Raw genomic sequence first — 26,748 nt, forward strand, 5'->3', positions numbered from 1 at the left:
AATCCCCGCCCCTTTTTGAACCTCGCGTGGCGCACCCCTTCGTTATCGCCTAAACTCGTCTGGCCGTCGCATTGCACGAAGGGGGAAAATGCATGGGCAGCTTTCGAGACACCTTAAACAATCTCGCACGCGATTATGCGATCGCCTGGAGCTCGGGCGATCCCGACTTGGTCGCCAGTTTTTTCGCCCCCGAAGGTCAGATCAGCATTAATCGCGGTGAGCCCCTGCGCGGCCATGCCGAAATCGCTGAAATGGCCCGCGGGTTCTATGCAGAATTCCCCGATCTTGAGGTGCGTTGCGATATGATGCGTTGGGCCGGAGGGCATGCCATTTTTGTCTGGACCCTCGAAGGCCATCACGCCGAGACCGGCAACCGTGTCGTTACACGCGGCTGGGAAGAGTGGGAGCTTTCAAAGGACAACAAGGTGCTATCGTCGCTTGGGTGGTTCGATGCAGAGGATTACCAGCGCCAGATAGACGGTACCTAGAACGCCGCGAAGCGGGACGCCTGCTTGTCAGTCCAGAGCACCGTGATCTCGAACCCCTCTTCGGTCTGATCTTCAGACCTGACCACATCCTGACGATAGAGCCACGCGCGTTTGTCACCATCGGCAAAGCCCAGTTTCAGGATAGTCTCATGCCGCGCGCTCTGCAGGATCGTGGCGATTTCAGACAGCAGCGGATCAACACCTTCGCCCGTTACGGCCGATATGGCAAAGATCGCCGGATCACGCTCGGCCCGGGCAAGCGCGGCTTCGCGGTCTTCCGGGCTCAGCAGATCGATCTTGTTCCAAACCTCCAACCGGGGGCGACTGTCCTCAACACCCAAAGAGTTCAGGATCGCCTCAACATCCCGTGCCTGTGCCTCGGTTTCTTCGTGGCTGATATCGCGGACATGCACGACCAGATCAGCCCCCAGAACCTCTTCCAGCGTGGCGCGGAAGGCCGCAACCAGTTCCGTGGGCAGGTTCGAGATGAAACCCACGGTATCGGACAGGATCACCTCGGGGCCATCCGGCAGCTCAACCCGTCGCATGGTTGGGTCCAACGTGGCGAACAGCATGTCTTTTGCCATCACCTCGGCCCCGGTTAGGCTGTTGAACAGCGTGGATTTCCCGGCGTTTGTATAGCCAACAAGTGCAACAATCGGGTATGGAACCTTCGCGCGTGCTGCGCGGTGTAAGGTGCGGGTCTTCACCACTTTTTGCAATTGGCGGCGCAGGCGGACCAGTTGTTCATCAATGGCACGCCGGTCGGCCTCGATCTGAGTTTCACCGGGACCACCCACAAACCCAAGGCCACCGCGCTGACGTTCCAGGTGGGTCCAGGCCCGAACCAGTCGCGTACGCTGATAGCTAAGCGCGGCCATCTCAACTTGCAGCACACCTTCACGGGTACGCGCACGGTCGCTGAATATTTCCAGAATCAAACCGGTCCGGTCGAGGATTTTGACCTTCCACGCTTTTTCCAGATTGCGCTGCTGAACCGGAGTCACTGGCCCGTCGATCAGAACCAGCTCGATCTCATTGTCGTGGAGGCGTTCGGCCAGTTCCTCGATCTTGCCGCTGCCGAACAGAAAACCAGCCTGCGCGCGCGGCAGGCGCACGATTTCAGACCCGACCACATCCAGATCGGGCAAAGCGGCAGCCAATGCCACCGCCTCTTCCAGCGCCGGTTCGGGGACGCGGCGCTGTTCATCTGATTTGATTTCGGGATGCAGCACCCAAGCCCGGGTGCGCGCCCTCTCATGTTCCATCAAGAGGCGTCTTCGCCCTCATAAAGGTTGATCGGCTGTGACGGCATGATGGTCGAAATCGCATGCTTGTACACCAACTGCGACTGTCCGTCGCGGCGCAGCAGCACGCAGAAGTTATCGAACCAGGTGATTACACCCTGCAATTTCACACCGTTGATCAGGAATATTGTGACCGGGACCTTTGCTTTCCGTACATTGTTCAGGAACGCGTCCTGCAGATTCTGTCTGTCCGAAGCCATATTTTGTTATCTCGCCATTGTTCTTGCTACGCGCTGCGGACCAACGCGCTCCCTCCGGCAGAGTATGGAGTGCCGCGCACAGATATTCCAGATGAAAAATCAGGCAGTAACACCAGGTGCCTGACGCAGGGTCAATCGCGCCACAGCGTTGGCGTAATCAGTGCCACGATCGCCAGAGTTTCCAACCGCCCGATCACCATCGCCGCGCAGACCGTCAACTTGGCCCCGCTGGAAAGATCAATCAGACGTATGGGCACATCCGTTGCCAATTCTATCAACGGCCCCGTGGTGCTGAGAGCGGCAACGCTGAGCAACATGGCCTGTTCAAAACCTACGCCCATGACGGCCAGCAACAAATCGAACAAGGCCAACGTCAGGGCGAACATCATCAGGAAGATCCAGGCGATGAAGGCACCGTCGCTTTGAATGCGGCGGTTGCCGCCACCCTCTCCGCTGACCGAAGAAGGATAGATCAGTCGGTCAATCTCGCGCTTGCCATTCAGATAGAGCGCAAAAACCCGCAACAGCTTTACCCCACCCGCAGTCGTCGCCACGCCTCCTCCGACCAGGGCTAGCCCCATCAGAATCAGGCCCGGTGTGCTCAAGCCCGACAATTGCTGCGCGTCGTTCCAGTTGGCGCTTTCAAATCCGGCCGTGGTCAGAAACGACATCGCCGTAAACATGAACCCCCAAAAAACGCCAAGTGCTTGCCGCACTTCGACGGCAATGTTCAGTTCGGCCGTTCCAGCCAAAAACCGGATGAACAGCAGCACAGCGACCGCCAGCACGATGAAGATGCCAATCCTAAATTCTGGGTCTTTGTCCAGCCGCGAATACCCTGAGGTCGCTGTATCGGTCGAAAAGGTCAGCCGCGACAGGGCAAAGAACAGGAACAGGAACAGGATCGCCTCGCCAGTGATTCCTGCGGTCGATCCTTCCAATCCACCGACGGGTGATATGCCGGAAGTCGCAATCACTGACATCGCGTGGCTCACGGCAGTAAGCCCTTGCTCACCTGCGATCAACAGCAGGATCCAGATCACAGCTGTCAAACCCGCATAAACGGGTGCCAATGTGCGCGACACGCGGATCAGATGGCCGCGTGGATCGGACTTCTCGCTCTGTGCCACGCCCGAGACGGGACGCCCTGGTTGCCCCCGGGCTGTGACTTCGAAACCGCCCAACGACAAGGGTGCCAGAATCGCGGCCGCCGAGATCCACATCAGCAATCCGCCCATCCAACCGACCAACGCGCGCCATAAGTGCAACGGCGCCGAAAGGCGTGCAGGATCGGGGAACAGATCAGCGCCGGTTGTGGTCAGCGCGCTGACCATATCGAAATAGGCGTTCAGGAAGCTGGTTGTCCCCAGCGCATCATGAAACGGAATAGCAAGAAATATCGGCAGTACGGTAAAGGCGGCCAGCAGAACCGCCAATTGGCCAAGCGTTCCCCGCCGTGGTCGTCGGTTCGACATGGCCAGAGCTATGATCGACACCGCAAAAACACCCAGCAATCCGGAATAGAAGAATGACCGTGAGGTGGCGTGATCATCCAGCGCCAGCGCATAAACTGCGGGTATCCACATTGCCAGCGACACGATACCCCAGATCATCAGCAGCAGCGGCAATCGCCGCAATACTCCGATCCGTTGCTGTCCGCGTGCCTGCAACATCAGAAGAAATCGATTGAAACCTGCATCAGACGCTCAACCTCGGGCACGTCTTTGGCCATTGCAAAGATCGCCACCACGTCTTTCTCGTCGATGCGCAGGCTGCCGGTCGGGCGCAGAACCTCGTCACCTTTGCGTACTGCGCCGACCAGAACGCCTTCTGGGAAATCGATGTCGCGCAGCTTTTGTCCGGCCATGGGCGAGGTTGATAGCACTTCGGCCTCGATTACCTCGGCCTCGGCATCACCAATGGAATACACCTGACGCACGCGCCCGTGCCGAATGTGACGCAGGATCGAACTGACAGTGGTGGCGCGCGGGTTGATATATGCGTCAATCCCCAGCGGTCCCATCAAAGCGACCATGCTGGGATCGTTGATCAGGGCGATGGCCAGTGGACAACCCTCTCCCTTGGCGCGTACCGCGGCCAGCATGTTGGTGCGATCGTCATCCGTGACCGCCAACATCGCGTCGGCGCGCTCAATCCCTGCTTCGCTCAGCAAAGATGAATCTAGGCCGTCGCCGTTCAGAACAATCGTCCGCTCCAATGCTTCGGCAGCGATTTCGGCGCATTTGCGGTCACGCTCGATAATCTTGGCACGCACCCGGCTTTCGCGCTCTTCCAGTGTGCGGGCCACTTCCAACCCGACATTACCGCCGCCGACGATCACCACACGATCTTGCTTACGCTGAGCCTTGCCGAACACCTCCATCGTACGTTCAACGTCTTTTACGCTAGTGAAGACGTAGCATTCGTCGCCTACAAACAGCTGATCCTCGGATTCCGGCGCAAACAGCGTCCCTTCGCGGCGCACACCAACCACAATCGAGCTGAGCGTGGAAAACAGGTCGGTCAATTGTCGCAGCGGTGTGTTGACGATTGGGCAGTCTTCCTCGACCCGAATGCCCAGCAGCTGCGCCTTTCCATCCATGAATATCTCGGTATCGAAAGCAGAAGGTGCCGAAAGACGGCGCATCGCTGCGGCGGCAACTTCGCGTTCCGGGCTGATCACTACATCAATGGGCAGATGATCGCGGCGGTAGAGATCGGAATGGATTGCTTCAAGATAGGATTTCGACCGCAAACGCGCGATCTTGCGCTGGATCGAAAAAACCGAATGCGCCATCTGGCAGGTGACCATATTCACCTCATCCGAATGGGTCGCGGCGATGATCATATCGGCGTCGCGGGCCCCTGCACGATCCAGCACATCCGGATAACTGGCGAACCCCGCGATCCCCTGCACGTCCAGCGTCTCGGTCGCGCGACGTACCAGATCGGGATTGTTGTCGACCACCGTCACATCGTTCAGTTCGCCCGAAAGGTGACGCGCAATCTGCCAGCCGACTTGACCGGCACCGCATATGATGACCTTCATGCTCTTGGCCTTTCTGCCTGAAATCTTTGAATGACAGATGCCCCCAAAGCGGTCAATTGAATTGTCATGCCTCCTAAGCTGCGCCAAAGTAAGCATATGAAAACCATTCTGCCTGCTCTGATTTGCCTGCTGACGCTGTCCGCCTGTGGTCCGCTTTCTTTGTATTATCGCGAAGGTGAGAGCGTCTCGCGGATGCAGACCGAGACCACGAACTGCCAGGTGCAGGCGCTCAAGGACGCCCCTGTCGCCAATCAGGTCCGGCAGAGCCCGCCAGTCTATTGGCCCGGGCGCACCTATTGCGATGGCCGAGGACGCTGTTATCGCAACCCCGGATGGTGGGAGCCTGGGCGGGTCTATACCGTCGACGTGAATCAGGGGCTGAGAAACAAGGTCGAGGCGCAGTGCATGGCCCAAAAGGGCTATCGCCCGGTCAGCCTTCCGCCTTGCAAACAAGGTGTCAAATCGCGGGTCACGCCCACGCGCACCACGACGCTCCCGCCGCTGAACAGCGCGTCCTGTTTCGTGAAATTCGACGACGGGTCATTTCAGATCATCACTCCGGGACAAGCCAGCTGATTTGCGACGCCGCGCCAGCAGCAGATGCGCTATGATCGCGATGCTATAGAACGCGGCGACGGCTACAAACATGCCAGCCTCATCGACGCCCAGCAATATCGCCAGCAATACCGGGGTTCCAAGCAGGTTTCCGGCATTGCCCATCTGCGCCATCGCACCATAACTCAGGGCTTGGGCTTCGGTGGTATCGTTTAACTCTGGCACTGCGGCGAAGCTGCCGCCCTGTACAAGCCCGAGCACGGCAAACAAGGCGATACATCCGAACGTAAGGGGCGCCCCCAGAAACAATGCGATGATCGTCGCGATCCCCAGCACAAAGCCCAGATTGACGACGCTGACGCAGGACAGGACGGTCAACAGCAAGGGCACCAGCAGCCATGACAGTACAATCCCTGCCAAGGGCATAAGTGCTGCAATCGATGCACCCTGCCCTTCGGGTAAACGACCCGGCAGGATCGCTAACAGAGAAACAAATGTCAGCGTGTAAAAGAACCAGCCAATTGCCGGGGCCGAAATAAAGGGTGAGCGGTAGGTCCTGATATGCACATCAAGGAAGGCGGAGAGCCCCCACCCGGTACCCTCCGTCTGGCCCATGTCGGTTTTCAGATTGCTAAGCGCGATCAGCGCGGCGATCAGCAGCATCAGACCCCCGTGCATGGCAAAGTATGTGGGCAGTCCGAAACGATCGACGATGGGCAGCCCAACCCAAGCGTTTAATGCGAATGCAACGCCAAAGAATGTACTCCACAGCACCATGGAATTATACCGCGCCCGACCGGATGTGATCTGAGCAATCAGCGTCGGTGCCGCCACCACAATCGCAAGATGGGACAGCCCCTCGATCACCCGGCTGAGCAGCATCAGTTGAAAAACCGGCAAGCTTGCTTGCAGCAAAGATAACGCGCCGCCGAGCACAAGCCCTGATAGCAATAGACGATTTGGCCCAATACGCGCTGTGATCGCTCCGGATATCGCGCCCAAAGCAGCCCCCATTAGACTGATAATGGACAGCAACCAGCCGATCACGGCAGCATTGTCCGGGTACAACAGCCCCACATCAGAAAATGGTACGGCAATCTTTGCAAATTGGGTTGCCGCACCGAGGCCAGCAAACCAGATCAGCATGACCTGCAAGAATGTGCGAAAAGAGTCACTCATGCAGCCGGTCTATCGCGCCTAACCTGACAGCGGAACGCATAAATTATGCGGTGACTTCGCGCCGCCCGCTGACCAGACGGACCGGAGTGCCATCACCCAGATACAACCGCTCCCACACGATTTGCCCGGCGCTGATCCTGATTTGATCATGCACAGCCTCGGAAGTCAGAAACGCTTTGGGTGAAGGCGAATGCAAATCCCACCAGCCATCTTTCTGCAGTTCTGCTTCGGCTTGTCGGATCTCATCCGTTGCAAATTGCCAAAGCGACACGCCCAGCAAGGCGCGCTGTGAGGTCTTCCAATCCCGCGCCCGGCTGCCCGAATAAGCAAGGCAGATATGGCTGGCCTCTTCGACAAGGTGCAAGCACTCTGCCGAATGAACGACCAGACGTTTCAGCGCAGAATCCTGCACCCGAACCGGCCCCAACGCTGCAAAAACGGACTGTTGAATATGCGGCGATGGCGTTTGACCCCCGTTTTCCCACCGGGAAATCGTGGTTTGGTCGACTTCAATCAGATCTGCGAGGGCGGATTGCTTAAGTCCAACCGACCGCCGCAACCGCTTCAACCGTTTACCAAAGGCGGGAAAACCGATGGAAACGGCTGCGGTCTTCTTATTCGGCGCGGCAATCACTCGGCTGGTTCGGGCTCGTCAATTTGAGCCACCCGCGCACCGGATTTGTTCGAGGTCACGACGCCCAGCGACTTGAGCTTGCGGTGCAAGGCGCTGCGCTCCATGCCGACAAAACTGGCCGTGCGGCTTATGTTGCCACCAAACCGATTGATCTGGGTCAGCAAATATTCACGCTCGAACGCTTCGCGCGCCTCACGCAGCGGCAGCGTCGCCAGTGCGCCAGACAGTACCACGCGCCCGGACTCGTCGGATTTCTCTTCTTCGTTGGGCAACTCGCGGGCCTCGATCGGGCCAGTGCTGTCGCCTAGGATCAGCACCCGCTCGATCAGGTTCTTCAGCTGACGCACATTGCCCGGCCATGTCATCGTTTGTAGCAAAGCAATAGCCTCATCCGACAGCTCGCGCATCGGCAGACCCTGTGTATCGTTGCACATCTCGATGAAATGTTGCGCCAGAACCGGGATGTCCTCTCGCCGTTCCTCCAGCGAGGGAACCGCAATCGGCACCACATTCAGCCGGTGATACAGTTCTTCGCGGAATCGTTCGGCGGCGATCTCTTCTTCCAGATCGCGGTTGGTCGAGGAGATGACCCGCAGATCAACCCGCACCTTGTCAGAGCCACCAACACGCTGGAATTGCTGATCAACCAACACGCGAAGAATCTTGGACTGCGTCCCCAGCGGCATGTCAGCGACTTCGTCGAAGTAGACAACGCCGCCATGCGCCTCTTCCAACAGGCCTGACTCGATTCCGCGCTCAGACGATTCTCGTCCGAACAGAACCTCTTCAACCCTCTCAGGTTCAATCCCCGCACAATTGACCGTCACAAATGGGGCATTCGCCCGGTTGGAATGGGCATGGATATAGCGCGCGGCAATTTCCTTGCCCGACCCAGCCGGCCCGCTGAGCATAACCCGGCCATTCGACTTTGTTACCTTGTCCAACTGCCCCTGCATCGCTCGGAACGACGCAGAATTGCCAATCATGTCTGAACAGCTGACTTCCTGCCGCTTCAGCGAGGCATTCTCGCGACGCAGGCGCGAGGTTTCCATCGCACGGCGGATCACCACCATCAACTGGTCAATGTTAAAGGGCTTTTCGATAAAGTCGTAAGCCCCCTGCTTGATAGCCGCCACCGCAATCTCGATATTGCCATGTCCGGAAATGATCACCACCGGAACATCCGGGTTGTCCCGTTTTACAGCTTTCAGGATGTCGATCCCGTCCATCCGGCTATCTTTCAGCCAGATATCCAAGATCAACAGCCCCGGAGGTTCGGCATTGATCGACGACATGCACTCATCCGAGTTTGCAGCCAGCCGGGTGGAATAGCCTTCGTCCTCCAGAATGTCGGACACCAATTCGCGAATATCGCGTTCGTCATCTACGATCAGAATGTCGCTCATCTTTGGCCTGCTTTCAGTTTGTTTGTTTTAATCGCCTGTTTTTCCGGCGCATTTGTCGGGCCGCCTGAGGCCCCGGGTAGACGAATGACAGCCATTGCGCCGAAATGGTCCTGTCCGTCGAATGTGGGCGCGTCTTCCAATGTCAGCGCTCCGCCATGTTCTTCGATGATCTTCTTTACGATGGGCAGGCCAAGGCCGGTGCCTTCGTCACGCGTGGTCACATAAGGTTCGAACAGCCGTGCCCTGTCCTCGGGCAGACCGATGCCATTGTCCGCAATGGTGATCTGCGTTCCTGCATCGTCAGTGGAGACTACGACTTTGATCTGAGGTTTCAGATTGTCCGGTGCGCCTTTTTCTTTCAGCGTTTCAATAGCCTCGCCCGCGTTCTTGATCAGGTTCGTCAACGCTTGGCTCAACATGGTCGAATCCACATCCGCCAAAATGGGCTGTTCAGGTAAGTCCGCATCGATCTGAACATCAGGCTGACCCGCCTGCTGCAACAGAACCGCCTCACGCACTAGCGTCACGATATTCTCTTCGCGCCGTTCCGGTTCGGGCATGCGTGCGAATTTCGAGAACTCGTCAACAATCCGCCGCAGATCATTGGTCTGCCGCACGATCACGTCGGTCATCGATTCCAGGCTATCGCAATCGTCCTCATCCAGCTTGCGCGAGAATTTGCGTTTGATCCGCTCGGCGCTCAGTTGGATCGGTGTCAGCGGATTCTTGATCTCATGCGCAATGCGACGGGCCACATCACCCCACGCCGCCATGCGCTGCGCGCTTACCAGATCGGTCACGTCATCAAAGGCTACAACGTAGCCTTCCAGCCTTCCATCCTCGCCACGCCGTGTCGCCATGCGTACCAGTAAGTTCTCCAACCGGCCTTTGCGGGTTACCTTGATCTCCCCCTGGACCGCCTCTTGCCCGCTGTCCTTAAGGGCTTCGAACAAAGGCAAAAATTCGGGAACAGCGATGCCGATTGCCAGGTTCTGCTCTCCACCAGACCAGCCCAGAAGACGTTCGGCGGACCGATTCACGAAGGTCACACAGCCCTCTGAATCAACGCCAACGACACCGGATGTCACCGAGCTTAGAACTGAATCAAATAGCCGCCTTCGACGTTCGATATGGCGCGTGTTTTCCAACAGCGTGTCGCGCTGCCCCTTCAACTGACGAGTCATCTGGTTGAAGTAGCGGCCCAGCATCGCGATTTCGTCGTCGCTGGCCTCTTCGATGACCTGAACACTAAGATCACCAGCACCAACGCGTTGCGCCGCCGTTGTCAGCCGTCCGACAGGGCGAGAAAGGCGTTCGGCGAACCACATGCCCAGCGACATCGCGGCCAGAATCAGGATCACAGCAAAGCCGAGATACAGAAGGCCGAATTCGAACAGGACCCTGCCCCGCTCGCTTTCCAGTTGGCTGTAGAACTGTGCTGTCTCTTTGGTTTCATCAAGCAGGGTCAGAAGCTGCCCATCAACCTCGCGACTGACATAAAGATACCGGTCAAGATAGGCATGCAAAGGAACAAGCGCGCGGAATTCGCTGTTCTCCCAATCGGCAATGATGGCCACGCCCTGATCATTGGCCTCGATCATCTCTTCGGGAGTTGGTGCCTCGTAGTCGAACAGGTAGGACCGATCACCGCGCGATCGGATTTCGGCGCTGCCATCGATCACATAGGCCTCGCGCAAGCCGCGTTGTATCTGGGCCTGACCCTGGGCCAGAACCTCTCGCAATTCGGCGTCTGAGACAAAATAATCCAACGATCGCGCGTTATCGAGGAAACGCGCCAGAACAACCGCATCCTGCGTCAGGCCCTCGCGGTGTTCCTGTTCGTAAGCTTCGGCTGCAGTTAGTGACGACCCAACCACCTGCCGCACACGGTCCGAGAACCAACCTTCAAGGCCGATATTCACCGTCAGCCCGGCGAAAATCGCCACGGTGACCGTCGGCACCAGAGCCAACAGCGTGAAAGCGCCGATCAGGCGCAGGTGAAGACGGGAGCCCGCAGATTTCGCGCGACGTGCGGCGATCAGACTGAACAATTGGCCCAACACCAGCGCAGCTACGACCAGCACGTAGACCAGATCAGCCAACAAAATCAGCCGCAGTGTCGGTGCCGCCGCGCCAAGATCAAAAGGGCCAATGACGAGATAGGTTGCAAGCGCCAGAACCGGGCCCAGCATAACCAATCCCAAGGTACTGAAATTGCGCATCCTCCGGGACTTGCGCCACCGGTTGATCGATAGGATCGGCCCGTTCTGTGCCCGGGTTGCCACCGTCTGCCCTCATTCTGATGTGCCGCTTGCGCGGCTTACCGCCATATATCGTGGTCGTTCCCGGGGTCGAACCCGAATGCCACTGTTTGTGTGGCGATATTACATCAGTTTGCGACGGCGTGTCACCTGAATATCGAGGTCAGTAATCTTTTTCCGCAGCGTATTCCGGTTAATCCCCAGGAGATCAGCACATTTTGCCTGATTTCCACCAGTCGCATCCAGCGCGATTTCGATCAACGGTGCCTCGACCTCGCGTAGAATACGTTGATAGAGGCCGGGAGGCGGCAGGATGTTTCCGTGCAGATCAAAATACCGGCGCAGGTGACGACCAACAGAAGATGACAGCTTCTCACGCTCGCCATCACCCAGAACTGGTTCGGCCTCGGGCTGGCTACCCAGCACCATCTCAACTTCGGTGCGCGAGATTTCATCAGAACGGCTGGTTAGACCAAGACGCCGGATCGCATTTTCAAGCTGTCGGACATTGCCGGGCCAGGAATACCGGCGCACCAACTCGACCGCTTCGGGGCTGAGGCGACGCTGCGCGCCGCTTTCCCGCTCCTCCCGCGCCAGAAAGTGATCGGTCAGCAAGGTGATATCATCAACCCGTTCGCGCAACGCAGGCACGTGGATCGTCGCACCGCAGAGACGGTAATAGAGATCTTGCCGCACGCGACCGTTTTCCATCGCGTCGGTCAGATCTGATTGACTTGTGGCCATGAAACGCGGCACGTGATCGCCCGGCGTGTCCATCATGCGCACGATACGGGCCTGGATCTCATCATCAATATCGGCAATTTCATCGATCAGCAGCGTACCACCACGTACGCGCGCCATAACCCGTGCCGGGCCTTCCAAATCGCTCAGATCGGCAGCTGTCACGGTGACAAAGGGCAGTGTCCTTCGGTCAGAGAAATCGTGAATAGCGCGTGCTATCAGAGATTTACCCGTCCCACTTTCACCAGAAATCATCACAGACAGATCCGTGTTCATCACCCGAGCGACCAGACGATAAAGCGCCTGCATCACCGGGGTGCGCCCGACAAGCGGCAGTTCATCAGGTCGGTCTTCGCTGGCCATCACCGGCTCAGCCTGTACCCGCTGCTTTTGATCCAGCGCCCTCGCGGTGCGCTTCATCAGATCGGGCAAATCGAAAGGCTTTGGCAGATAATCGTAAGCTTCCGCCTCAGCCGCCTGAATGGCTGTCATGATGGTGTTCTGGGCCGAGATCACGATGACCGGCAAACCGGGACGGTCCTGCGCGATCTTTGGCAGCATCTCCAACCCGTTTCCATCCGGCATTACCACATCCGAGATCACAACGTCGCCCTTGCCTTCGGCTACCCAGCGCATCAGCGTGGTCAGCGAAGATGTCGCGTGAACCTTGCACCCCGCCCGCGTCAGGGCCTGTGTCAGAACCGTGCGGATCGTGCGGTCGTCATCGGCAACCAGTACTGTGCCATCCATCAGATGCTCTCCTTTTCATACGCGTCGTTCGGTGCACGCCGCAGGGACAGTCGAAAACTAGTGCGACCGGGCACAGATTCAGCCGAAATCCAGCCGTCGTGGTCGGAAACGATCTTGCTGACCAGCGCCAGCCCAAGCCCGGTGCCGTTCTCCTTGCCCGACACGAAGGGGTCGAAAATATCACTGCGAATATTTTCCGGCAGGCCCGGCCCATCATCAATAATCTCGATCTGCAGAGGCAGCGAATGACCCGAACCGTCACTGCGCCGCAGTCGGAATGAATGCTCAAAATAGGTACGCAGCCGGATTGTACCGTTGCCATCAGCAGCTTCCGAAGCGTTTTTGAGCAAGTTCAGAACCACCTGCAGGAACTGATCCGGGTCCCCGTAGGCCAAGGGCAGCGAGGGGTCGTAATCCTCGATAATCGTCATATGCGCGCCAAAACCCAACAGCGCTGACCGGCGCGCGCGATCCAGTACATCGTGGATATTGACCGGTTTGAAATCGGGTTGAGACAGGTTGCCGAACTGTTCTACTTGCTCCAACAACTTCACAATGCGGCGGCTTTCCTCAACGATAAGGTCAGTGAGCTCAAGATCTTGCTGCGAAATATTCATGCTGAGCAATTGCGCCGCACCGGTGATCCCTGCCAAAGGGTTCTTGATCTCATGCGCCAGCATCTCGGCCATACCAATCGCAGACTGCGCTGCCGATTTCACAGTGTTGCCACGGGTCATCCGACCGGCCAGTTCGCGCGGCGAGATGATCATGATCATTGAACCGGGATGCCCCATCAGCGGTGCGATTTGCAGCGCACATTGTAGCGGCGCGCGATTTCCCGACCCAACGTCCACATCGTTCACGAACAGCGGTGTACCTTGTTGACGCGCGCGCAGAAACGCCTCTTCCAACGGCGCGTCAACCGCGAGTTGATCCCAGACCGGGAGTCCAATCACTGCCTTGCGGGAGGCGTTCAGAAACCCCTCACCCGAGGAGTTGACGTCCGATATCCGATCTTCGGCATCGATAATGAACGCCGGAACCGGAAGCGAGGTCCAGATGCTCTGGTCAGAGGTCATGCTGCTGCCTCCGCCGTGCCACTAAGCGCATCTGCCAAAAGCCGTAACACCTCATTGGTGTCGCGGGATGTCAGGACAGCCCGCCGCAAGGTGGCGGGTGTTCCGGCCTCATCCATGTACCAACCGAGATGTTTGCGTGCGACGCGCAGGCCCAGATCGGTACCGTAGAACTCCAGCATCGCCAGATAGTGGCCACGCACCATCTCGATCAGTTCAGTGCCCGTGGGAATGGTTGGCGAAGCAGCGCCATAGAGATCATGGCAAATCTGCGCCAGCAGCCAGGGCTTGCCCTGCGCCCCACGACCTATCATGACGCCATCGGCCCCGGACTGATTCAGCGCGATTTGCGCGGCCTCGGTATCGACGATGTCACCGTTTGCGATGACAGGGATCGAGACGGCTTCTTTCACCGCCCGGATCGCCCGCCAATCTGCCCGGCCTTTATAGAATTGACAGCGCGTACGCCCATGGATGGTCACCATCCGGATGCCTGCGTCCTGCGCCCGCCGCGCCACATCCGGTGCGTTCAACAGATTGTCATCCCAGCCTAGCCGCGTTTTCAGCGTAACAGGCACATCAACTGCACCCACAACGGCCTCGATCAGCGTCAGTGCATGGTCCGGAGTTTTCAACAAAGCCGAACCGGAATAGCCATTGGTTACCTTCTTTGCTGGGCAACCCATATTGATATCGATCACGCGCGCGCCCCGGTCAGCGACTTGCCGGGCGGCCTCGGCCATCCAATGCGCCTCGCGTCCGGCCAGTTGCACAGCGGTGTTTTCCACATCCGCCGACAGCTCGGCCCGTTCACGTACGCCTGGTTTGGCCTGTACCATCTCTTGGCTGGCGACCATTTCGCTGACAACCATCCCCGCGCCGAAGCGCATCACAAGGTCCCTAAAAGGCCGGTCGGTGATTCCGGCCATTGGCGCCAACAGCACCGGAGGGGTCAGATCCTTTTCAGCAAGACGCAGGGCCAATGTGCTTAATCCTTGAGCAGTTGCGCATTTGATATCGAAATTGCGGCATATGAACAATAAAACGGGAGCGTTCAAGCCCGCAAAATCATCATATGCTTATTTTTTAAGCAAATTGACGCGGGTGATTGCCTCTGCATTCACCGCCCCCTAAACAATGCCCCAATCAGGAGACCTTTCAGATGACCACAGCCGCCATCATCGTCGCCGCCGGGCGCGGCCAGCGCGCCGGAGGCGGAGTGCCCAAACAGTGGCGTGCCTTGGCTGGGCGGCGCGTGGCCGATTGGGCGATTGACCGCTTCGAAGGGTTGGTTGATCACGTCGTTTTGGTGCTGGCCGAAGAGGACACAGCCGTTTGGGAAGAATTCAGCGCGACAAACCTGATCCTTGCACCCGGCGGTGCAGACCGCGCCAGATCAGTGCGCAACGGGTTGCAGGCTTTGGAAGCGTACAGCGTTGAAAAGGTTTTGATACATGATGTCGCCCGACCCTGCGTCAGCGCTCGGATAATCGGCGATGTTCTGAAAGCACTCGACACGCATGCGGCAGCTGCTCCGGGCTTGGCCGTCACGGATGCGCTCTGGACAGGCGACGGTTCAGTGGTCACAGGAACGCAGGATCGATCCGGCCTTTACGCTGCGCAGACACCGCAGGGATTTCATTATGGCACAATCACCGCCGCCCATTCAGCCCATCCCGGAGGTGCAGCGGATGATGTAGAAGTCGCGCGCGCTGCGGGAATCGAAGTCGCGATTATTCCGGGCGATGCGGATAACCTGAAAATCACACGGCCCGAGGATTTCGCACGGGCCGAACGTACAATGGGTATGAATATGGATGTAAGGCTGGGCAACGGCTACGACGTGCACCGCTTTGGTGACGGAGATCACGTGATCCTCTGCGGTGTGAAGGTGCCGCACAATCGTGGGCTCCAAGGTCACTCCGATGCAGATGTGGGGATGCACGCGGTCACCGACGCGATCTATGGCGCCCTGGCGCGGGGTGATATCGGACAGCATTTTCCGCCCTCCGATCCGCAGTGGAAAGGTGCAGCAAGTGAAATTTTCCTGCGCCACGCAGTCGAATTGGCTGGGCAGTTGGGCTATGAGATCTCGAATGTCGACTGCACACTGGTCTGCGAATTTCCCAAGATCGGCCCTCATGCCGATACCATGCGTGCCGAAATGGCACGGATCATGGGCTTGCGCACCGATCAGGTCTCGGTCAAGGCCACCACATCCGAACGGCTGGGCTTTACCGGTCGCAGCGAAGGCATTGCCTCGCTCGCAACTGCCTGTCTGGTGAAGTCATGACAGCGGCTCGTCTAATCGGAACCGTCTGCGGCGTCGGTTACCTCCGCCCTGCCCCCGGCACCTGGGGATCGCTGGCTGCTTTGCCGCTGGCGTGGGTTCTGCATACGCTGGGTGGCTTCCCCTTGCTGGTCATCTCAACACTCGCGGTTTTCTTCGGGGGCCTGTGGGCTACGCAAGTGATGACAGCTGGACAAGATGACCACGACCCGTCCGAAATTGTCATTGATGAAGTCGCGGGCCAATTCATCGCGATATGGGCGATTTCCTACCCGTCTTGGGCGCATGGGATCGACATCACAGCGCTCTGGCCCGGCTGGATCGCGGGTTTTCTCTTGTTCCGCCTCTTCGACATTACCAAACCCGGTCCCATTGGCTGGGCCGACCGGCGTGGAGATCCGATGGGTGTCATGCTGGATGATGTGATCGCTGGCGTCTTTGCGGCCATCGGTGTGGTCGTCCTCGCCGGTATCTCACATGGAGTCATGGGTCAATGATCGTTGTCGACCTGCTGGATCGCGCCAAGGCGCAGGGCATGATGATCGCCACTGCTGAAAGCTGTACCGGTGGTATGGTCGCCGCTGCACTGACTGACATCCCCGGCAGCTCTGCCGTGGTTGAGCGCGGCTTTGTCACCTACACCAACACCGCAAAGCAAGAGATGCTGGGCGTGCGCGCCGATACGCTTGAGACGTATGGCGCAGTTTCAGAAGAAGTCGCCCAAGAAATGGCCAATGGCGCCCTGCTGAATTCGCGGGCGCAGCTGGCGGTCTCGATCACCGGCATCGCGGGCCCCGGCGGGTCCGAACACAAACCCGAAGGCCGCGTTTGCTTTGGCCTCGCTGCACAGGGTCAACCGACCCGAACCGAGACCGTGGAATTCGGAGCCCAGGGACGGGATAACGTACGTCGCGCTGCACGGGACCACGCTTTGACCCTTTTGAGCGACGCTCTTGCTGATCTGGCTCAGACCTAAGAAAACGTGCAACCTACAGCGCATCAATTCGAATACTGGGCGCTGAATACAGTTACTGCGCGGCAGCCTACACATTTGTGACGGCAATGGTGGTTGCGCTTCTTACCTCGCCTCGCATACACGTCGAAACCGAGATTGAAGGCACGGTCTTGCCGATTGCGGAAAGCGAGCCCGAGAAATGAGCAGTCAAGCCCACCTTGGCTGCTCTGCCCGCAAGGGCATCAAGCGGACCTCTTGGGGGTCCGCTTTTCTTTTGGCGTGCCCTCTCGACTCTGGGCCGGGGGTCAGGCTATCAGCCTGCGACACCCTTTCAGCCCAGAGGTTTGCGCCATGATCCCCAGTTCCTTCCCCGACAGCACCGAAATCGCCCGCCTGACCGCGCGGATGCTGCTGGAGATCAAAGCCGTACACTTTAATTCCCGCGAACCTTTCACGCTGGCCAGCGGTCTACCAAGCCCGACCTATATCGATTGCCGCAAGCTGATCTCGTACCCGCGCATCCGCTCAACTCTGATGGACTTCCTGACGGTTACCGTGATGCGCGACGCGGGGTTCGAAGCGTTTGACAATATCGCCGGTGGCGAAACAGCGGGTATTCCCTTCGCTGCAATGGTCGCCGAGCGCATGGCACTGCCAATGACCTATGTGCGGAAGAAACCCAAAGGCTACGGCCGGAACGCCCGCATCGAAGGCGCGATGAGCGAGGGTGAGCGGGTACTGCTGGTTGAAGACCTGACCACCGATGGAGGCTCAAAACTGTCCTTTGTCGACGCGATCCGCGAAACCGGTGCGACCTGTGGGCATACGGCTGTGATCTTCTATTATGGTATTTTCCCCGAAACCGAGAAAACGCTGGGCGATCACGGCGTAAAATTGCACTCGCTTTGTACTTGGTGGGATGTTTTGGCGGAAGCCAAAGCGCAAAAGGCCTTTGACGAAGAGACGCTTGATGGCGTCGAGGCCTTCCTGAACGACCCGCGCGGTTGGCAGGACGCACATAAAAGCTGACGTTGCGCAAACTGTTTTCAGAATGGAAACACTGACCGCTGCGTCGATCGCTTCATCCACAAGATGTTGACGCAACCCTGCCTCATCCTTCAATATGATGGGGCAGAGAGATATGCACAGCATATCCCCAGAAAACATACAATTTGCGCCGACTCACAGGGCCGCGCTATGGCCTCTGTCCAGGGGACAAAGAGAACAGCAATGAACGAGATCAGCAGTATCGAGCAGGCCGCCGCACAGATTCAGAACCCAGAAACAATGCCGCACTCCATCGAGGCCGAGCAGCAGCTTCTGGGTGCTATTCTGACGAATAACGATCTGTATGATCGGGTCGCATCGATTATTGGGGCCGAGCATTTCTATGATCCGGTTCATGCGCGCATCTACGAAGTCGCGTCGACCCGTATCGCTAAAAATGCGCTGGCTTCACCCGTCACGCTGAAGTCTTTCATGGCCGAGGATGAGGGCCTGAAGGAACTGGGTGGTCCGGCCTATCTGGTCAAGCTTGCCGGTGCATCGATCAGTGCCTTTGCGGTGCATGACTACGCCCAAATGATCTATGACCTCGCCATTCGGCGCGAGCTGATCCGGCTGGGCCGGGACATTTCAGACAAGGCTGCGAGGGTCGATGTCAGCAGCGAGCCCAAAGAACAAATCGTCGAGGCCGAGCAACAGCTTTATCAGTTATCCGAGCAGGGCCAGACCGAACAGGGTTTTCAATCCTTCCTCAAGGCGGTCACAGAAGCCGTCAACGTCACCAACGAGGCGTACCAACGCGGTGGCGGCATGGCGGGGATTTCCACCGGTCTGGCCGATCTCGACAAGCAATTGGGTGGCCTGCACCCGTCCGACCTGATCATTTTGGCCGGGCGTCCGTCGATGGGTAAGACATCGCTGGCAACAAACGTCGCATTTAACGTGGCCAAGGCCTACAAGCGCGGCACCAAGCCGGACGGCTCTGAAGGTGCGATCGACGGCGGTGTGGTTGGGTTCTTTTCACTCGAAATGAGCGCCGAACAGCTTGCGGGCCGGGTTCTGGCCGAGGCTTCCGAGATCTCCAGTCACAAAATCCGCCAGGGCGACATGACCGAGTCCGAGTTCCGCCGCTTCGTTGACGCCGCGAAAGAACTGGAAGCCTGCCCGCTATTCATCGATGACACCCCCGCCCTGCCGATCTCGCAACTCGCTGCCCGTGCACGGCGGCTGAAGCGGACGCACGGGCTGGATTTGCTGGTGATCGACTACCTTCAGCTCTGCCGCGGAATGGCCGACAACCGCGTCAACGAAATCGCCGAGATTTCGATGGGCATGAAAGCCATCGCCAAGGAACTCAACATCCCGGTCATCGCACTGTCACAGCTCAGCCGACAGGTAGAAAGCCGTGACGACAAACGCCCGCAGCTGTCTGACCTGCGGGAATCGGGCTCGATCGAACAGGATGCCGACGTTGTGATGTTCGTGTTCCGCGAGGAATACTATAAGGAACGCGAAAAACCCGGCGATCACGAGTTGGAAAAGATGGAAGAGTGGAAACAGGCCATGGAGCGCCTGCATGGCAAGGCCGAGGTCATCGTCGGCAAGCAGCGCCACGGCCCCATCGGCACGGTCGAGCTGTCGTTCGAAGCTCAGTTCACCCGATTTGGCAATCTGGTCAAACCTTGGCAACAGGACAGCCAGATCGAGGGCTATTGATCCCTTGACCAGCCCGGTCCGATGTGTACGGATCGGGCTATGCAAGCTTGTCTCAATCCCCTACCCCGGCGCGTGATTCTGGCGCGTCATTTCGGGCATCGCCGCAAACGCTTTGCGGGATAGACCGGGGGCATTTTTGCCCCTGCAATCTTCCCAATATAAGCGAGAGAGACATGACTGAATTCACAGAGATCCCCGTTATTCGTCTGGGTGCACGCCCTGATGAGGAAATCGCGGCCGAGTTTCGTTCGGCCTACGGCACGACTGGTTTCGGCTATATCGAAGATCACGGAATAGACCCGCAGCTGATGCGCGATGTGTTCGAAGCCTCAAAACAGTTTCACGCGCTGCCGCTGGATCAAAAGCTGGCAATCGCAGTCGACCACACGCATCGCGGATACATCGCCATCAACACATCGACAGATGTGAACTCAACACTGGCCGATGTAAAAAAACCCAACCAATCCGCCAGCTTCATGATGATGCGCGAGGATGCTGGCGTTGATCCCGATATCTACCTCTCGGGTCCAAACCGATGGCCTGATCTACCGGATTTTCGCGACACCCTGGAAACCTACGTTAAGGCTATGTCGGCCCTTGGACGTAGATTGATGCATATCGCTCTGATCGCTTGCGAGGCGCAGGATTTCTCGGTCCTTTCCGCGTTTGACGAGCCTACATTCTGGCTGCGTCTGCTTCACTATCCTCCGCAAGCAAAGACCAGCCCCGATGATCTGTTCGGCTCGGCCCCGCACACTGATTTCGGATGCCTAACGCTGCTTGCTCAAGATCAGGTGGGCGGCTTGCAGGTCAAAACATCGTCAGGGCATTGGGTTGACGTTCCGTCCCGTCCCGACGCCTTTGTCGTCAATGTCGGGGATATGCTGCACCGGATGTCGAACGGCCGCCTGCTTTCGACGCCGCATCGGGTCATCAACCATTCTGGCCGTGAACGATATAGCGTTCCGTTCTTCTTTGATCCTCATGTCAGCACAATCATCGAACCTCTACCCGGGACCGGCCAACCTCAGTTTAGCCCCTTATTATTTGCGGATTTCCTGCGTTCCGAGCTGGAAGCGGCCTATGAGGCGCATAAACCCGCCAAGAATTAAGGTGCTCCCCCTTGACCTGAGCCAATCCTATGTGATGAACGGCGTTTATGAGTACCGCACATCTGACGATAAATCTGCACGCGCTCGCCCAGAACTGGCAGGCGCTTGACGCAAAGACCCAGGTTGAGACCGGCGCAGTGGTCAAAGCTGACGCTTACGGGTTAGGTGCCGGTCCAGTCGCCTCTGCGCTGGCTGAGGAAGGCGTTGCAAAATTCTTCGTCGCCGTTGCCGAGGAAGGCGTGGCCGTGCGTGAGGCTGTGGGCCCCGGCCCGCTGGTTGCGGTGTTTTCCGGACATATGGAGGGTGACACGGATCTGCTGCGCCAGCATGATCTGACGCCGTTGATCAACTCGCCCGAACAATTCAAGCGTCATCGTCAGGCCCTGCCCGATCATGGCTTTGGTATCCAGCTCGACAGCGGTATGAATCGCCTTGGGCTTGAGCCTGCGGACTGGGCCGAACTGCGGCACGAAGCTCTTGCCCTGGACCCGCTGGTCGTGATGTCGCATTTGGCCTGCGGGGATGAGCCTGAACACCCTATGAACCGCCAACAGTTGAACACGTTCAAACAGATGACCGATGGCGTCGACGCGCCGCGCTCGCTTGCGGCGACGGGTGGTACTCTGATGGGGCCGGAATTCCACTTTGACTTTTGCCGCCCAGGGATTGGCCTGTACGGCGGGATGCCCTTTGCCGGGGCCAAGCCGGTCGTCACCGTCGATATGCCGGTGATTCAAGTGCGCGACGTCGCCGTGGGCGAGACCGTCGGCTACGGCAACAGCTGGAGCGCGCGCCGCCCGTCGAAGATTGCGACCGTTGCGGCCGGTTATGCCGATGGGCTGCATCGCGCCATTGGGGGCGGCATCGATACATTCGCTGGTGATCAGCCCTGCCCGGTGGTAGGACGTATCTCGATGGACCTGATCACCGTGGATGTGACTGACTTGCCGTATAAACCTGATCGCCTGCGTATCCTGAACGGGCACCAAACCGTCGATGATCTGGCCGAAGCCGCTGGCACCATCGGCTATGAAATTCTGACCTCGCTCGGCAGTCGCTTTTCGCGGGGCTACGTGGAATGAATCCCGTTTCATTGCTGGGTGAGCTGGGGCGTTCTATCCTGACCATGCTCGCCGCGTTTGGCCGCGTCGCGCTGTTCGCGCTCGACGCGGTTTCGCACATTTTTCGACCACCGTTTTATCCGCGCGAGTTCGGCATCGCCCTGCTGAATATCGGCTGGTTGTCCCTGCCCGTGGTCGGCCTGACCGCCATCTTCACCGGCGGCGCGTTGGCGCTGCAGATCTACGCAGGCGGCGCGCGTTTCAACGCCGAAGCCGTTGTGCCCCAGATCGTCGCCATAGGCATGGTGCGAGAGCTTGGCCCGGTGCTGGTCGGCCTGATGATCGCCGCCCGCGTGACGTCTTCGATCGCCGCCGAGATTGCGACGATGAAAGTGACCGAGCAGATCGACGCTCTGGTCACATTGTCCACCCATCCGATGAAATACCTCACCGCCCCACGCGTGCTGGCCGCCCTGATCACGGTTCCAGCGCTGGTCGGGGTCGGAGATATCATCGGCATTGCAGGCGGCTACACCGTCGCGACGCAAAATCTGGGCTTCAACCCGGCAGCCTATCTGAAAAACACCGTCGATTTCCTTGAAGCGCGGGATATCGTTTCGTCACTCGTCAAAGGTGCCGCCTTCGGTGTGATCGCCGCCATCATGGGCTGCTATTACGGCATGTCATCGGGCCGCGGCGCGCAGGGCGTGGGCCGCGCCACCAAGGGCTCGGTCGAGGCTGCTGCTGTGCTGATCCTCGCCGCCAATTTCGTTCTTACAGGGGTTTTCTTCTCGCTATGATCCGGATGGAGAACGTACATAAGGCCTTTGACGACAACCACGTCCTGCAAGGCATGAACCTTGAGATCCCCAAGGGCACCTCGATGGTCATCATCGGCGGTTCTGGAACTGGCAAATCCGTGGCGTTGAAATGTATCCTCGGCCTGATCAAACCCGACGGCGGCATGATCTACGTCGACGGCAAAGACGCCGCGAAAGGCGACCGCGATGCGTTTCTGGCCCGCTTTGGAATGCTGTTTCAGGGCGCGGCGCTGTTCGACTCGCTGCCCGTCTGGCAAAACGTCGCCTTCCGCCTGCTGCGCGGCTCGTTGAAACGCCCCGCTGATGAAGCCCGCGAAATCGCCATCGAGAAACTGCGCCGCGTGGGCCTGAAATCCAACGTTGCTGACCGGTTCCCGGCCGAGCTGTCGGGCGGCATGCAAAAACGCGTCGGCCTCGCCCGCGCCATCGCCGCCGAGCCCGAGATCATCTTTTTCGATGAGCCTACCACCGGCCTCGACCCCATCATGTCCGGCGTCATCAACGACCTGATCCGCGAAATCGTGACCGAGATGGGCGCCACCGCGATGACCATCACCCACGACATGAGCTCGGTCCGCGCGATTGCCGACAACGTCGCCATGCTGCACGGAGGCGTGATCCAGTGGACCGGCCCGGTCAGCCAGATGGACGCCTCAGGTGATCCCTATGTGGAGCAGTTCATCAGCGGGAGTGCCGAGGGGCCGATTGAGGCGGTGCGTTAAGCTCTCTCCGCCTCACGTTCCTGCTTTAACTGATCATACGCGCGCTTAGCGTAGTCATAGCGCAATAGATATTGCCCTGCGCTTATCACAAAGTCGGGGGTTTGAATGCGTATTGCATCAAACACTTGGCGAAGATGTGTTCCGGAAACCGGGATGTAGCTGGGATCTTCACCAGAAAACCTGTTGAATAGACGGCCACCAAACCATACCGCTCTTCTTCGTGCGCGATCCGTTTCGTAAAGTCGGAAATGCAAAACACCAAAGAGCTGCTCTCGGTCAAACGGCAACCTGTCTGCTGCCGCACTCGCAGCTGAAAAGACAGCATTTAAGCCGTCAGTTCCCGCAGCAACGGTTCCTTTACTAAATGCGGATGGGCCGTTTACGATCTTTATTATTGGGTCAGGCACTGCAATCTAAAGCTGATTAATTTAGGACTTACTTAAACTTACACTCAACTCAAGCGACCGCAACTCAGAACTTGCCGCAGATACCTCCACTCATTAAGTATTCAACTGCCTTATCAAAATTCTTGTTCATGACCCTCCGCCTCGCCACCCTATCCCTCCTGATCCTCTACCCCATCGCGTGGTTCGCCCCGCTGATGCGCGCCGGTCTCCTCCCGATCTTCGGCCTCAGTGAAATCAGCGTCATCACCGGGATCCAGTCCTTGTGGAAGTCCGACATCTTCCTCGCGTTGATCGTTACCGTCTTCGCCCTCTTCGCGCCCTACGTCAAAACCATCGGCACCGCGCTGATCCAATGGAACCTGCTGGACCCGCGCGTCCAGCCCGCGCTCAACATCCTCGGCAAGCTGGCGATGGCCGATATCTTCCTCATCGCGCTCTACATCACGCTGGCCAAAGGCATCTCATACGCCACCATCGAAACCGCATGGGGTCTCTACCTGTTTACCGGCTGCATTCTGGCCTCACTTGCACTGGGCCATATTACAGAGATGACATTTGGATCACGAAAACCTCAGACCTAATTGATTGAAAACAGATTTCTGAGTATCATCTTTATATTTCGAGCAGTAAATTTTGTAGTTTATGGGTCCGTAGCGGATCACTTCGCGTCTGTTTAACCTTCCGCTTCGGCCCGGTTTTTGTACCGGTTGAAGAAGGAGAACGACGATCATGGCCGCCCTCCACACAATAACATTGCAATTTCAGAATACCTTATTAAGGTTCACTTTTTTCCTGATCTGCGCCGCAGCATTGTTCGCGGTGACGACCACCATTCTATCCGCGTTTGGCATCCTGCCCTGGCTCTCATTGCAGGCTGGTCTCAGCAACGGTGCAACGATTGACGCAGGTCTATATGTTCAGGCCGGATTGACTGCCCTGATCCTGATGCTGGTCTTCTATCTGCCATCGAACGCCCGCATGATGGCGCTTGAAAACACCCATCGTAAGTTCACAATGAATATGCAGGACGTGGCCGGGGCCTATCAGGTCGCCCATGCCGCCGACCGCAGCGGAGCCTTTGCGCTGGCCTCCGAATTCGACGCGGTGAAAGAGCGCATGGCCTTCCTGCGCGATCACCCCGATTTGCAGGGGCTCGAACCGCAGGTGCTGGAACTGGCTGCTCAGATGAGCCAGATCAGCCAGGAACTGGCCGAGACCTATGGGGACACAAAGGTCGCCCGCGCCCGCACCTTCCTGCAGCAACGGCAGGAAGAGATCGAACAATTCCAGCAGCGCATCGAAGAAGCCCAGATCATCCAGCACGAGCTGCGCCAATGGACCCGCGATATCGAGATCGAGGAATCGATCGCCAAATCCCAACTCGCGCGCCTAAGGGATGAGCTTTTCGATCTACTGCCCGAACTCTCGGCGCAACTGCAGTCTTCCCCGGATGACAAAACAGCTGCCAGCGTGGTCGCCATGACCCCGCCGCGGGCTGCAGAATAGGCGCGGTTAGCGCCCGCCTTGAAGGATGGCCCACAGGGCCTGACGACGCGGCGCGCCACCGGCGGTGAGGAAAGCCCGCAAGGGCTTGAAGAACCGCCTTTCCTCGGGCACCAAGGGCGACATGGCAAAGACACAATCCTTCACCTGCTCCGCCTGCGGTGCCTCACATACACGATGGTCAGGCCGCTGCGACGGCTGCGGCGAGTGGAACACCATCGTTCAGGAAGCCCCGCTCTCGGCTGGACCAGCCAAGAAATCCCTCGGCGGCAAACGCGGCCAGTCAATCGCGCTCACCGACCTCTCGACCGAAGAAACACCCCCGCCCCGCACCCTCTGCGGTGTTGAAGAATTGGACCGTGTCCTCGGCGGCGGCCTTGTCCCTGCATCGGCGCTGCTGGTGGGCGGTGACCCCGGCATCGGCAAATCGACCCTTCTGCTTCAGGCTGCCGCACGTTTCGCGCGCAATGGAATCAAAACCATCTACGTCTCGGGCGAAGAGGCCAGCGCGCAGGTTAGGATGCGCGCGCGCCGGTTAGGTCTGGAAGAGTCGCCGGTGCAATTGGCCGCTGAAACCAACCTTCGGGACATCCTCACGACGCTAGAGGCAGAAAAACCCGGCCTCGCCATCATCGACTCGATCCAGACGATGTGGGCCGATAATGTTGACAGCGCGCCGGGCTCGGTGTCGCAGGTGCGCGCCGCAGCGCATGAGCTGACGACATTTGCAAAACGCCACGGCGTATCGATCATCATGGTTGGCCACGTCACCAAAGAAGGCCAGATCGCTGGCCCCCGTGTAGTCGAACATATGGTCGACACCGTGCTTTACTTCGAAGGCGAACGCGGGCACCAGTTCCGCATCCTGCGCGCCGTTAAGAACCGCTTTGGCCCAGCGGATGAGATTGGCGTCTTCGAAATGACCGGCAAAGGGCTGGCGCAAGTCACCAACCCCTCGGCCCTGTTCCTATCGGAACGCGGTAAGCCCAGCCCAGGTTCCGCCGTATTCGCAGGTATCGAAGGCACCCGCCCCGTGTTGGTCGAACTGCAGGCACTGGTTGCGCCCTCGCCCCATTCGCAGCCCCGACGCACGGTCGTTGGCTGGGACAGCGGGCGGCTCGCCATGATCCTTGCAGTGCTCGAAGCACGCTGCGGCATCCCCTTTGCCGGGCTCGATGTCTACCTGAACGTCGCCGGAGGGCTGAAAGTCAGCGAACCTGCTGCCGACCTTGCCGTTGCTGCTGCACTGCTCAGCGCTCGTGAAGACACCGCCCTGCCTGCCGATACGGTCGTTTTCGGAGAAATCTCGCTATCCGGGGCACTTAGACCAGCCCCGCAGACCGAAAACAGGTTGAAAGAAGCGCAAAAACTTGGTTTCACAGCGGCAATTGCTCCCGCAGGTGGCAAAACTGGCACTGTGGCAGGTCTGACACTCACCCGACCCTCTGATTTGGTGGGGTTTGTTGGCGAAACCTTCGGAGCAGGGTAAAGTCGCGCCTTGAGGGGCAGA

25 protein-coding genes are annotated in these 26,748 nt (G+C 58.4%); 14 read left to right on the top strand and 11 right to left on the bottom strand.

Annotation, left to right across the window (positions count from 1 at the left end):
- The first annotated feature begins 92 nt into the window (after nucleotides 1-92).
- Entirely contained in the window at nucleotides 93-488 is a 396-nt protein-coding gene (locus tag ACR0I1_RS03365) for a nuclear transport factor 2 family protein (protein ID WP_170396870.1), read from the top strand.
- Here the strand turns inward: ACR0I1_RS03365 and hflX are convergent.
- The 4 genes from hflX to trkA all read right to left on the bottom strand — a co-directional run bounded on the left by hflX (nucleotide 485) and on the right by trkA (nucleotide 5,044).
- Complete coding sequence (hflX, locus tag ACR0I1_RS03370; protein WP_480704966.1) at nucleotides 485-1,756, bottom strand: GTPase HflX; 1,272 nt, start codon at nucleotides 1,754-1,756, stop codon at nucleotides 485-487. The genes ACR0I1_RS03365 and hflX overlap by 4 nt on opposite strands.
- Nucleotides 1,756-1,995, bottom strand: a complete 240-nt coding sequence (gene hfq / locus ACR0I1_RS03375) for an RNA chaperone Hfq (RefSeq protein ID WP_005982826.1) — start codon at nucleotides 1,993-1,995, stop codon at nucleotides 1,756-1,758. Before hfq ends, hflX begins: the two co-directional genes overlap by 1 nt.
- A gap of 131 nt (nucleotides 1,996-2,126) precedes the next feature.
- A complete protein-coding gene (locus ACR0I1_RS03380; protein WP_170396867.1) occupies nucleotides 2,127-3,668 on the bottom strand; it encodes a TrkH family potassium uptake protein in 1,542 nt (513 codons plus the stop codon).
- Complete coding sequence (gene trkA, locus ACR0I1_RS03385) at nucleotides 3,668-5,044, bottom strand: Trk system potassium transporter TrkA (RefSeq protein ID WP_170396865.1); 1,377 nt, start codon at nucleotides 5,042-5,044, stop codon at nucleotides 3,668-3,670. Before trkA ends, ACR0I1_RS03380 begins: the two co-directional genes overlap by 1 nt.
- 96 nt (nucleotides 5,045-5,140) lie before the next feature.
- Between trkA and ACR0I1_RS03390 the strand changes: the two genes are divergently transcribed.
- On the top strand, nucleotides 5,141-5,620 hold the full coding sequence (locus ACR0I1_RS03390; RefSeq protein ID WP_170396863.1) for a hypothetical protein: 480 nt from the start codon (nucleotides 5,141-5,143) through the stop codon (nucleotides 5,618-5,620).
- Here ACR0I1_RS03390 and ACR0I1_RS03395 read toward each other — a convergent pair.
- From ACR0I1_RS03395 to dusB, 7 genes are all read right to left on the bottom strand, one after another.
- Nucleotides 5,585-6,778, bottom strand: coding sequence for an MFS transporter (locus tag ACR0I1_RS03395; protein WP_170567132.1), 1,194 nt, complete (start codon nucleotides 6,776-6,778; stop codon nucleotides 5,585-5,587). The two genes, ACR0I1_RS03390 and ACR0I1_RS03395, sit on opposite strands and share 36 nt — an antisense overlap.
- Before the next feature lie 43 nt (nucleotides 6,779-6,821).
- Nucleotides 6,822-7,412: a helix-turn-helix transcriptional regulator gene (locus ACR0I1_RS03400; RefSeq protein ID WP_255612092.1), complete on the bottom strand. Its 591-nt coding sequence runs from the start codon at nucleotides 7,410-7,412 to the stop codon at nucleotides 6,822-6,824.
- Nucleotides 7,409-8,818: a nitrogen assimilation response regulator NtrX gene (gene ntrX, locus ACR0I1_RS03405; protein WP_170396856.1), complete on the bottom strand. Its 1,410-nt coding sequence runs from the start codon at nucleotides 8,816-8,818 to the stop codon at nucleotides 7,409-7,411. Before ntrX ends, ACR0I1_RS03400 begins: the two co-directional genes overlap by 4 nt.
- Nucleotides 8,815-11,040 (bottom strand): sensor histidine kinase NtrY-like, encoded by a 2,226-nt coding sequence (locus ACR0I1_RS03410; protein WP_480453723.1) that lies wholly within the window; start codon nucleotides 11,038-11,040, stop codon nucleotides 8,815-8,817. The genes ntrX and ACR0I1_RS03410 overlap by 4 nt, the downstream gene beginning before the upstream one ends.
- Before the next feature lie 162 nt (nucleotides 11,041-11,202).
- Nucleotides 11,203-12,570, bottom strand: a complete 1,368-nt coding sequence (locus ACR0I1_RS03415; protein ID WP_170465303.1) for a sigma-54-dependent transcriptional regulator — start codon at nucleotides 12,568-12,570, stop codon at nucleotides 11,203-11,205.
- Entirely contained in the window at nucleotides 12,570-13,649 is a 1,080-nt protein-coding gene (locus ACR0I1_RS03420; RefSeq protein ID WP_480704969.1) for a two-component system sensor histidine kinase NtrB, read from the bottom strand. The genes ACR0I1_RS03415 and ACR0I1_RS03420 overlap by 1 nt, the downstream gene beginning before the upstream one ends.
- Nucleotides 13,646-14,629 carry a tRNA dihydrouridine synthase DusB gene (gene dusB, locus ACR0I1_RS03425; protein WP_480704971.1) on the bottom strand — a complete coding sequence of 328 codons (984 nt, stop codon included), beginning with the start codon at nucleotides 14,627-14,629 and terminating at the stop codon, nucleotides 13,646-13,648. The genes ACR0I1_RS03420 and dusB overlap by 4 nt, the downstream gene beginning before the upstream one ends.
- A gap of 179 nt (nucleotides 14,630-14,808) precedes the next feature.
- Here dusB and ACR0I1_RS03430 point away from each other — a divergent pair, with 179 nt between their 5' ends.
- From ACR0I1_RS03430 to radA, 12 genes are all read left to right on the top strand, one after another.
- Entirely contained in the window at nucleotides 14,809-15,939 is a 1,131-nt protein-coding gene (locus ACR0I1_RS03430) for a bifunctional 2-C-methyl-D-erythritol 4-phosphate cytidylyltransferase/2-C-methyl-D-erythritol 2,4-cyclodiphosphate synthase (protein WP_170662706.1), read from the top strand.
- A complete protein-coding gene (locus ACR0I1_RS03435) occupies nucleotides 15,936-16,433 on the top strand; it encodes a phosphatidylglycerophosphatase A family protein (RefSeq protein ID WP_170406118.1) in 498 nt (165 codons plus the stop codon). The genes ACR0I1_RS03430 and ACR0I1_RS03435 overlap by 4 nt, the downstream gene beginning before the upstream one ends.
- Entirely contained in the window at nucleotides 16,430-16,912 is a 483-nt protein-coding gene (locus tag ACR0I1_RS03440; RefSeq protein ID WP_170662710.1) for a CinA family protein, read from the top strand. Before ACR0I1_RS03435 ends, ACR0I1_RS03440 begins: the two co-directional genes overlap by 4 nt.
- A gap of 330 nt (nucleotides 16,913-17,242) precedes the next feature.
- Nucleotides 17,243-17,920, top strand: a complete 678-nt coding sequence (locus ACR0I1_RS03445) for an orotate phosphoribosyltransferase (protein WP_170406124.1) — start codon at nucleotides 17,243-17,245, stop codon at nucleotides 17,918-17,920.
- Nucleotides 17,921-18,121: 201 nt separating this feature from the next.
- A complete protein-coding gene (locus ACR0I1_RS03450; protein WP_170421945.1) occupies nucleotides 18,122-19,612 on the top strand; it encodes a replicative DNA helicase in 1,491 nt (496 codons plus the stop codon).
- A gap of 173 nt (nucleotides 19,613-19,785) precedes the next feature.
- The gene (locus tag ACR0I1_RS03455) at nucleotides 19,786-20,724 is read left to right on the top strand and encodes an isopenicillin N synthase family dioxygenase (RefSeq protein ID WP_480704974.1); all 939 of its coding nucleotides are present in this window, start codon (nucleotides 19,786-19,788) and stop codon (nucleotides 20,722-20,724) included.
- Nucleotides 20,725-20,771: 47 nt separating this feature from the next.
- A complete protein-coding gene (alr, locus tag ACR0I1_RS03460; protein ID WP_170800638.1) occupies nucleotides 20,772-21,806 on the top strand; it encodes an alanine racemase in 1,035 nt (344 codons plus the stop codon).
- Complete coding sequence (locus tag ACR0I1_RS03465; RefSeq protein ID WP_170396831.1) at nucleotides 21,803-22,585, top strand: MlaE family ABC transporter permease; 783 nt, start codon at nucleotides 21,803-21,805, stop codon at nucleotides 22,583-22,585. Before alr ends, ACR0I1_RS03465 begins: the two co-directional genes overlap by 4 nt.
- Nucleotides 22,582-23,328: an ATP-binding cassette domain-containing protein gene (locus ACR0I1_RS03470; RefSeq protein ID WP_170406135.1), complete on the top strand. Its 747-nt coding sequence runs from the start codon at nucleotides 22,582-22,584 to the stop codon at nucleotides 23,326-23,328. The genes ACR0I1_RS03465 and ACR0I1_RS03470 overlap by 4 nt, the downstream gene beginning before the upstream one ends.
- A 535-nt stretch (nucleotides 23,329-23,863) precedes the next feature.
- Nucleotides 23,864-24,316, top strand: a complete 453-nt coding sequence (locus ACR0I1_RS03475; protein ID WP_170406138.1) for a paraquat-inducible protein A — start codon at nucleotides 23,864-23,866, stop codon at nucleotides 24,314-24,316.
- 148 nt (nucleotides 24,317-24,464) lie between these two features.
- Entirely contained in the window at nucleotides 24,465-25,241 is a 777-nt protein-coding gene (locus ACR0I1_RS03480) for a DNA repair protein (RefSeq protein WP_480704977.1), read from the top strand.
- A gap of 121 nt (nucleotides 25,242-25,362) precedes the next feature.
- On the top strand, nucleotides 25,363-26,727 hold the full coding sequence (gene radA, locus ACR0I1_RS03485; RefSeq protein WP_480704979.1) for a DNA repair protein RadA: 1,365 nt from the start codon (nucleotides 25,363-25,365) through the stop codon (nucleotides 26,725-26,727).
- Nucleotides 26,728-26,748 lie beyond the last annotated feature (21 nt).

It is taken from the genome of Ruegeria sp. B11, assembly GCF_056539785.1.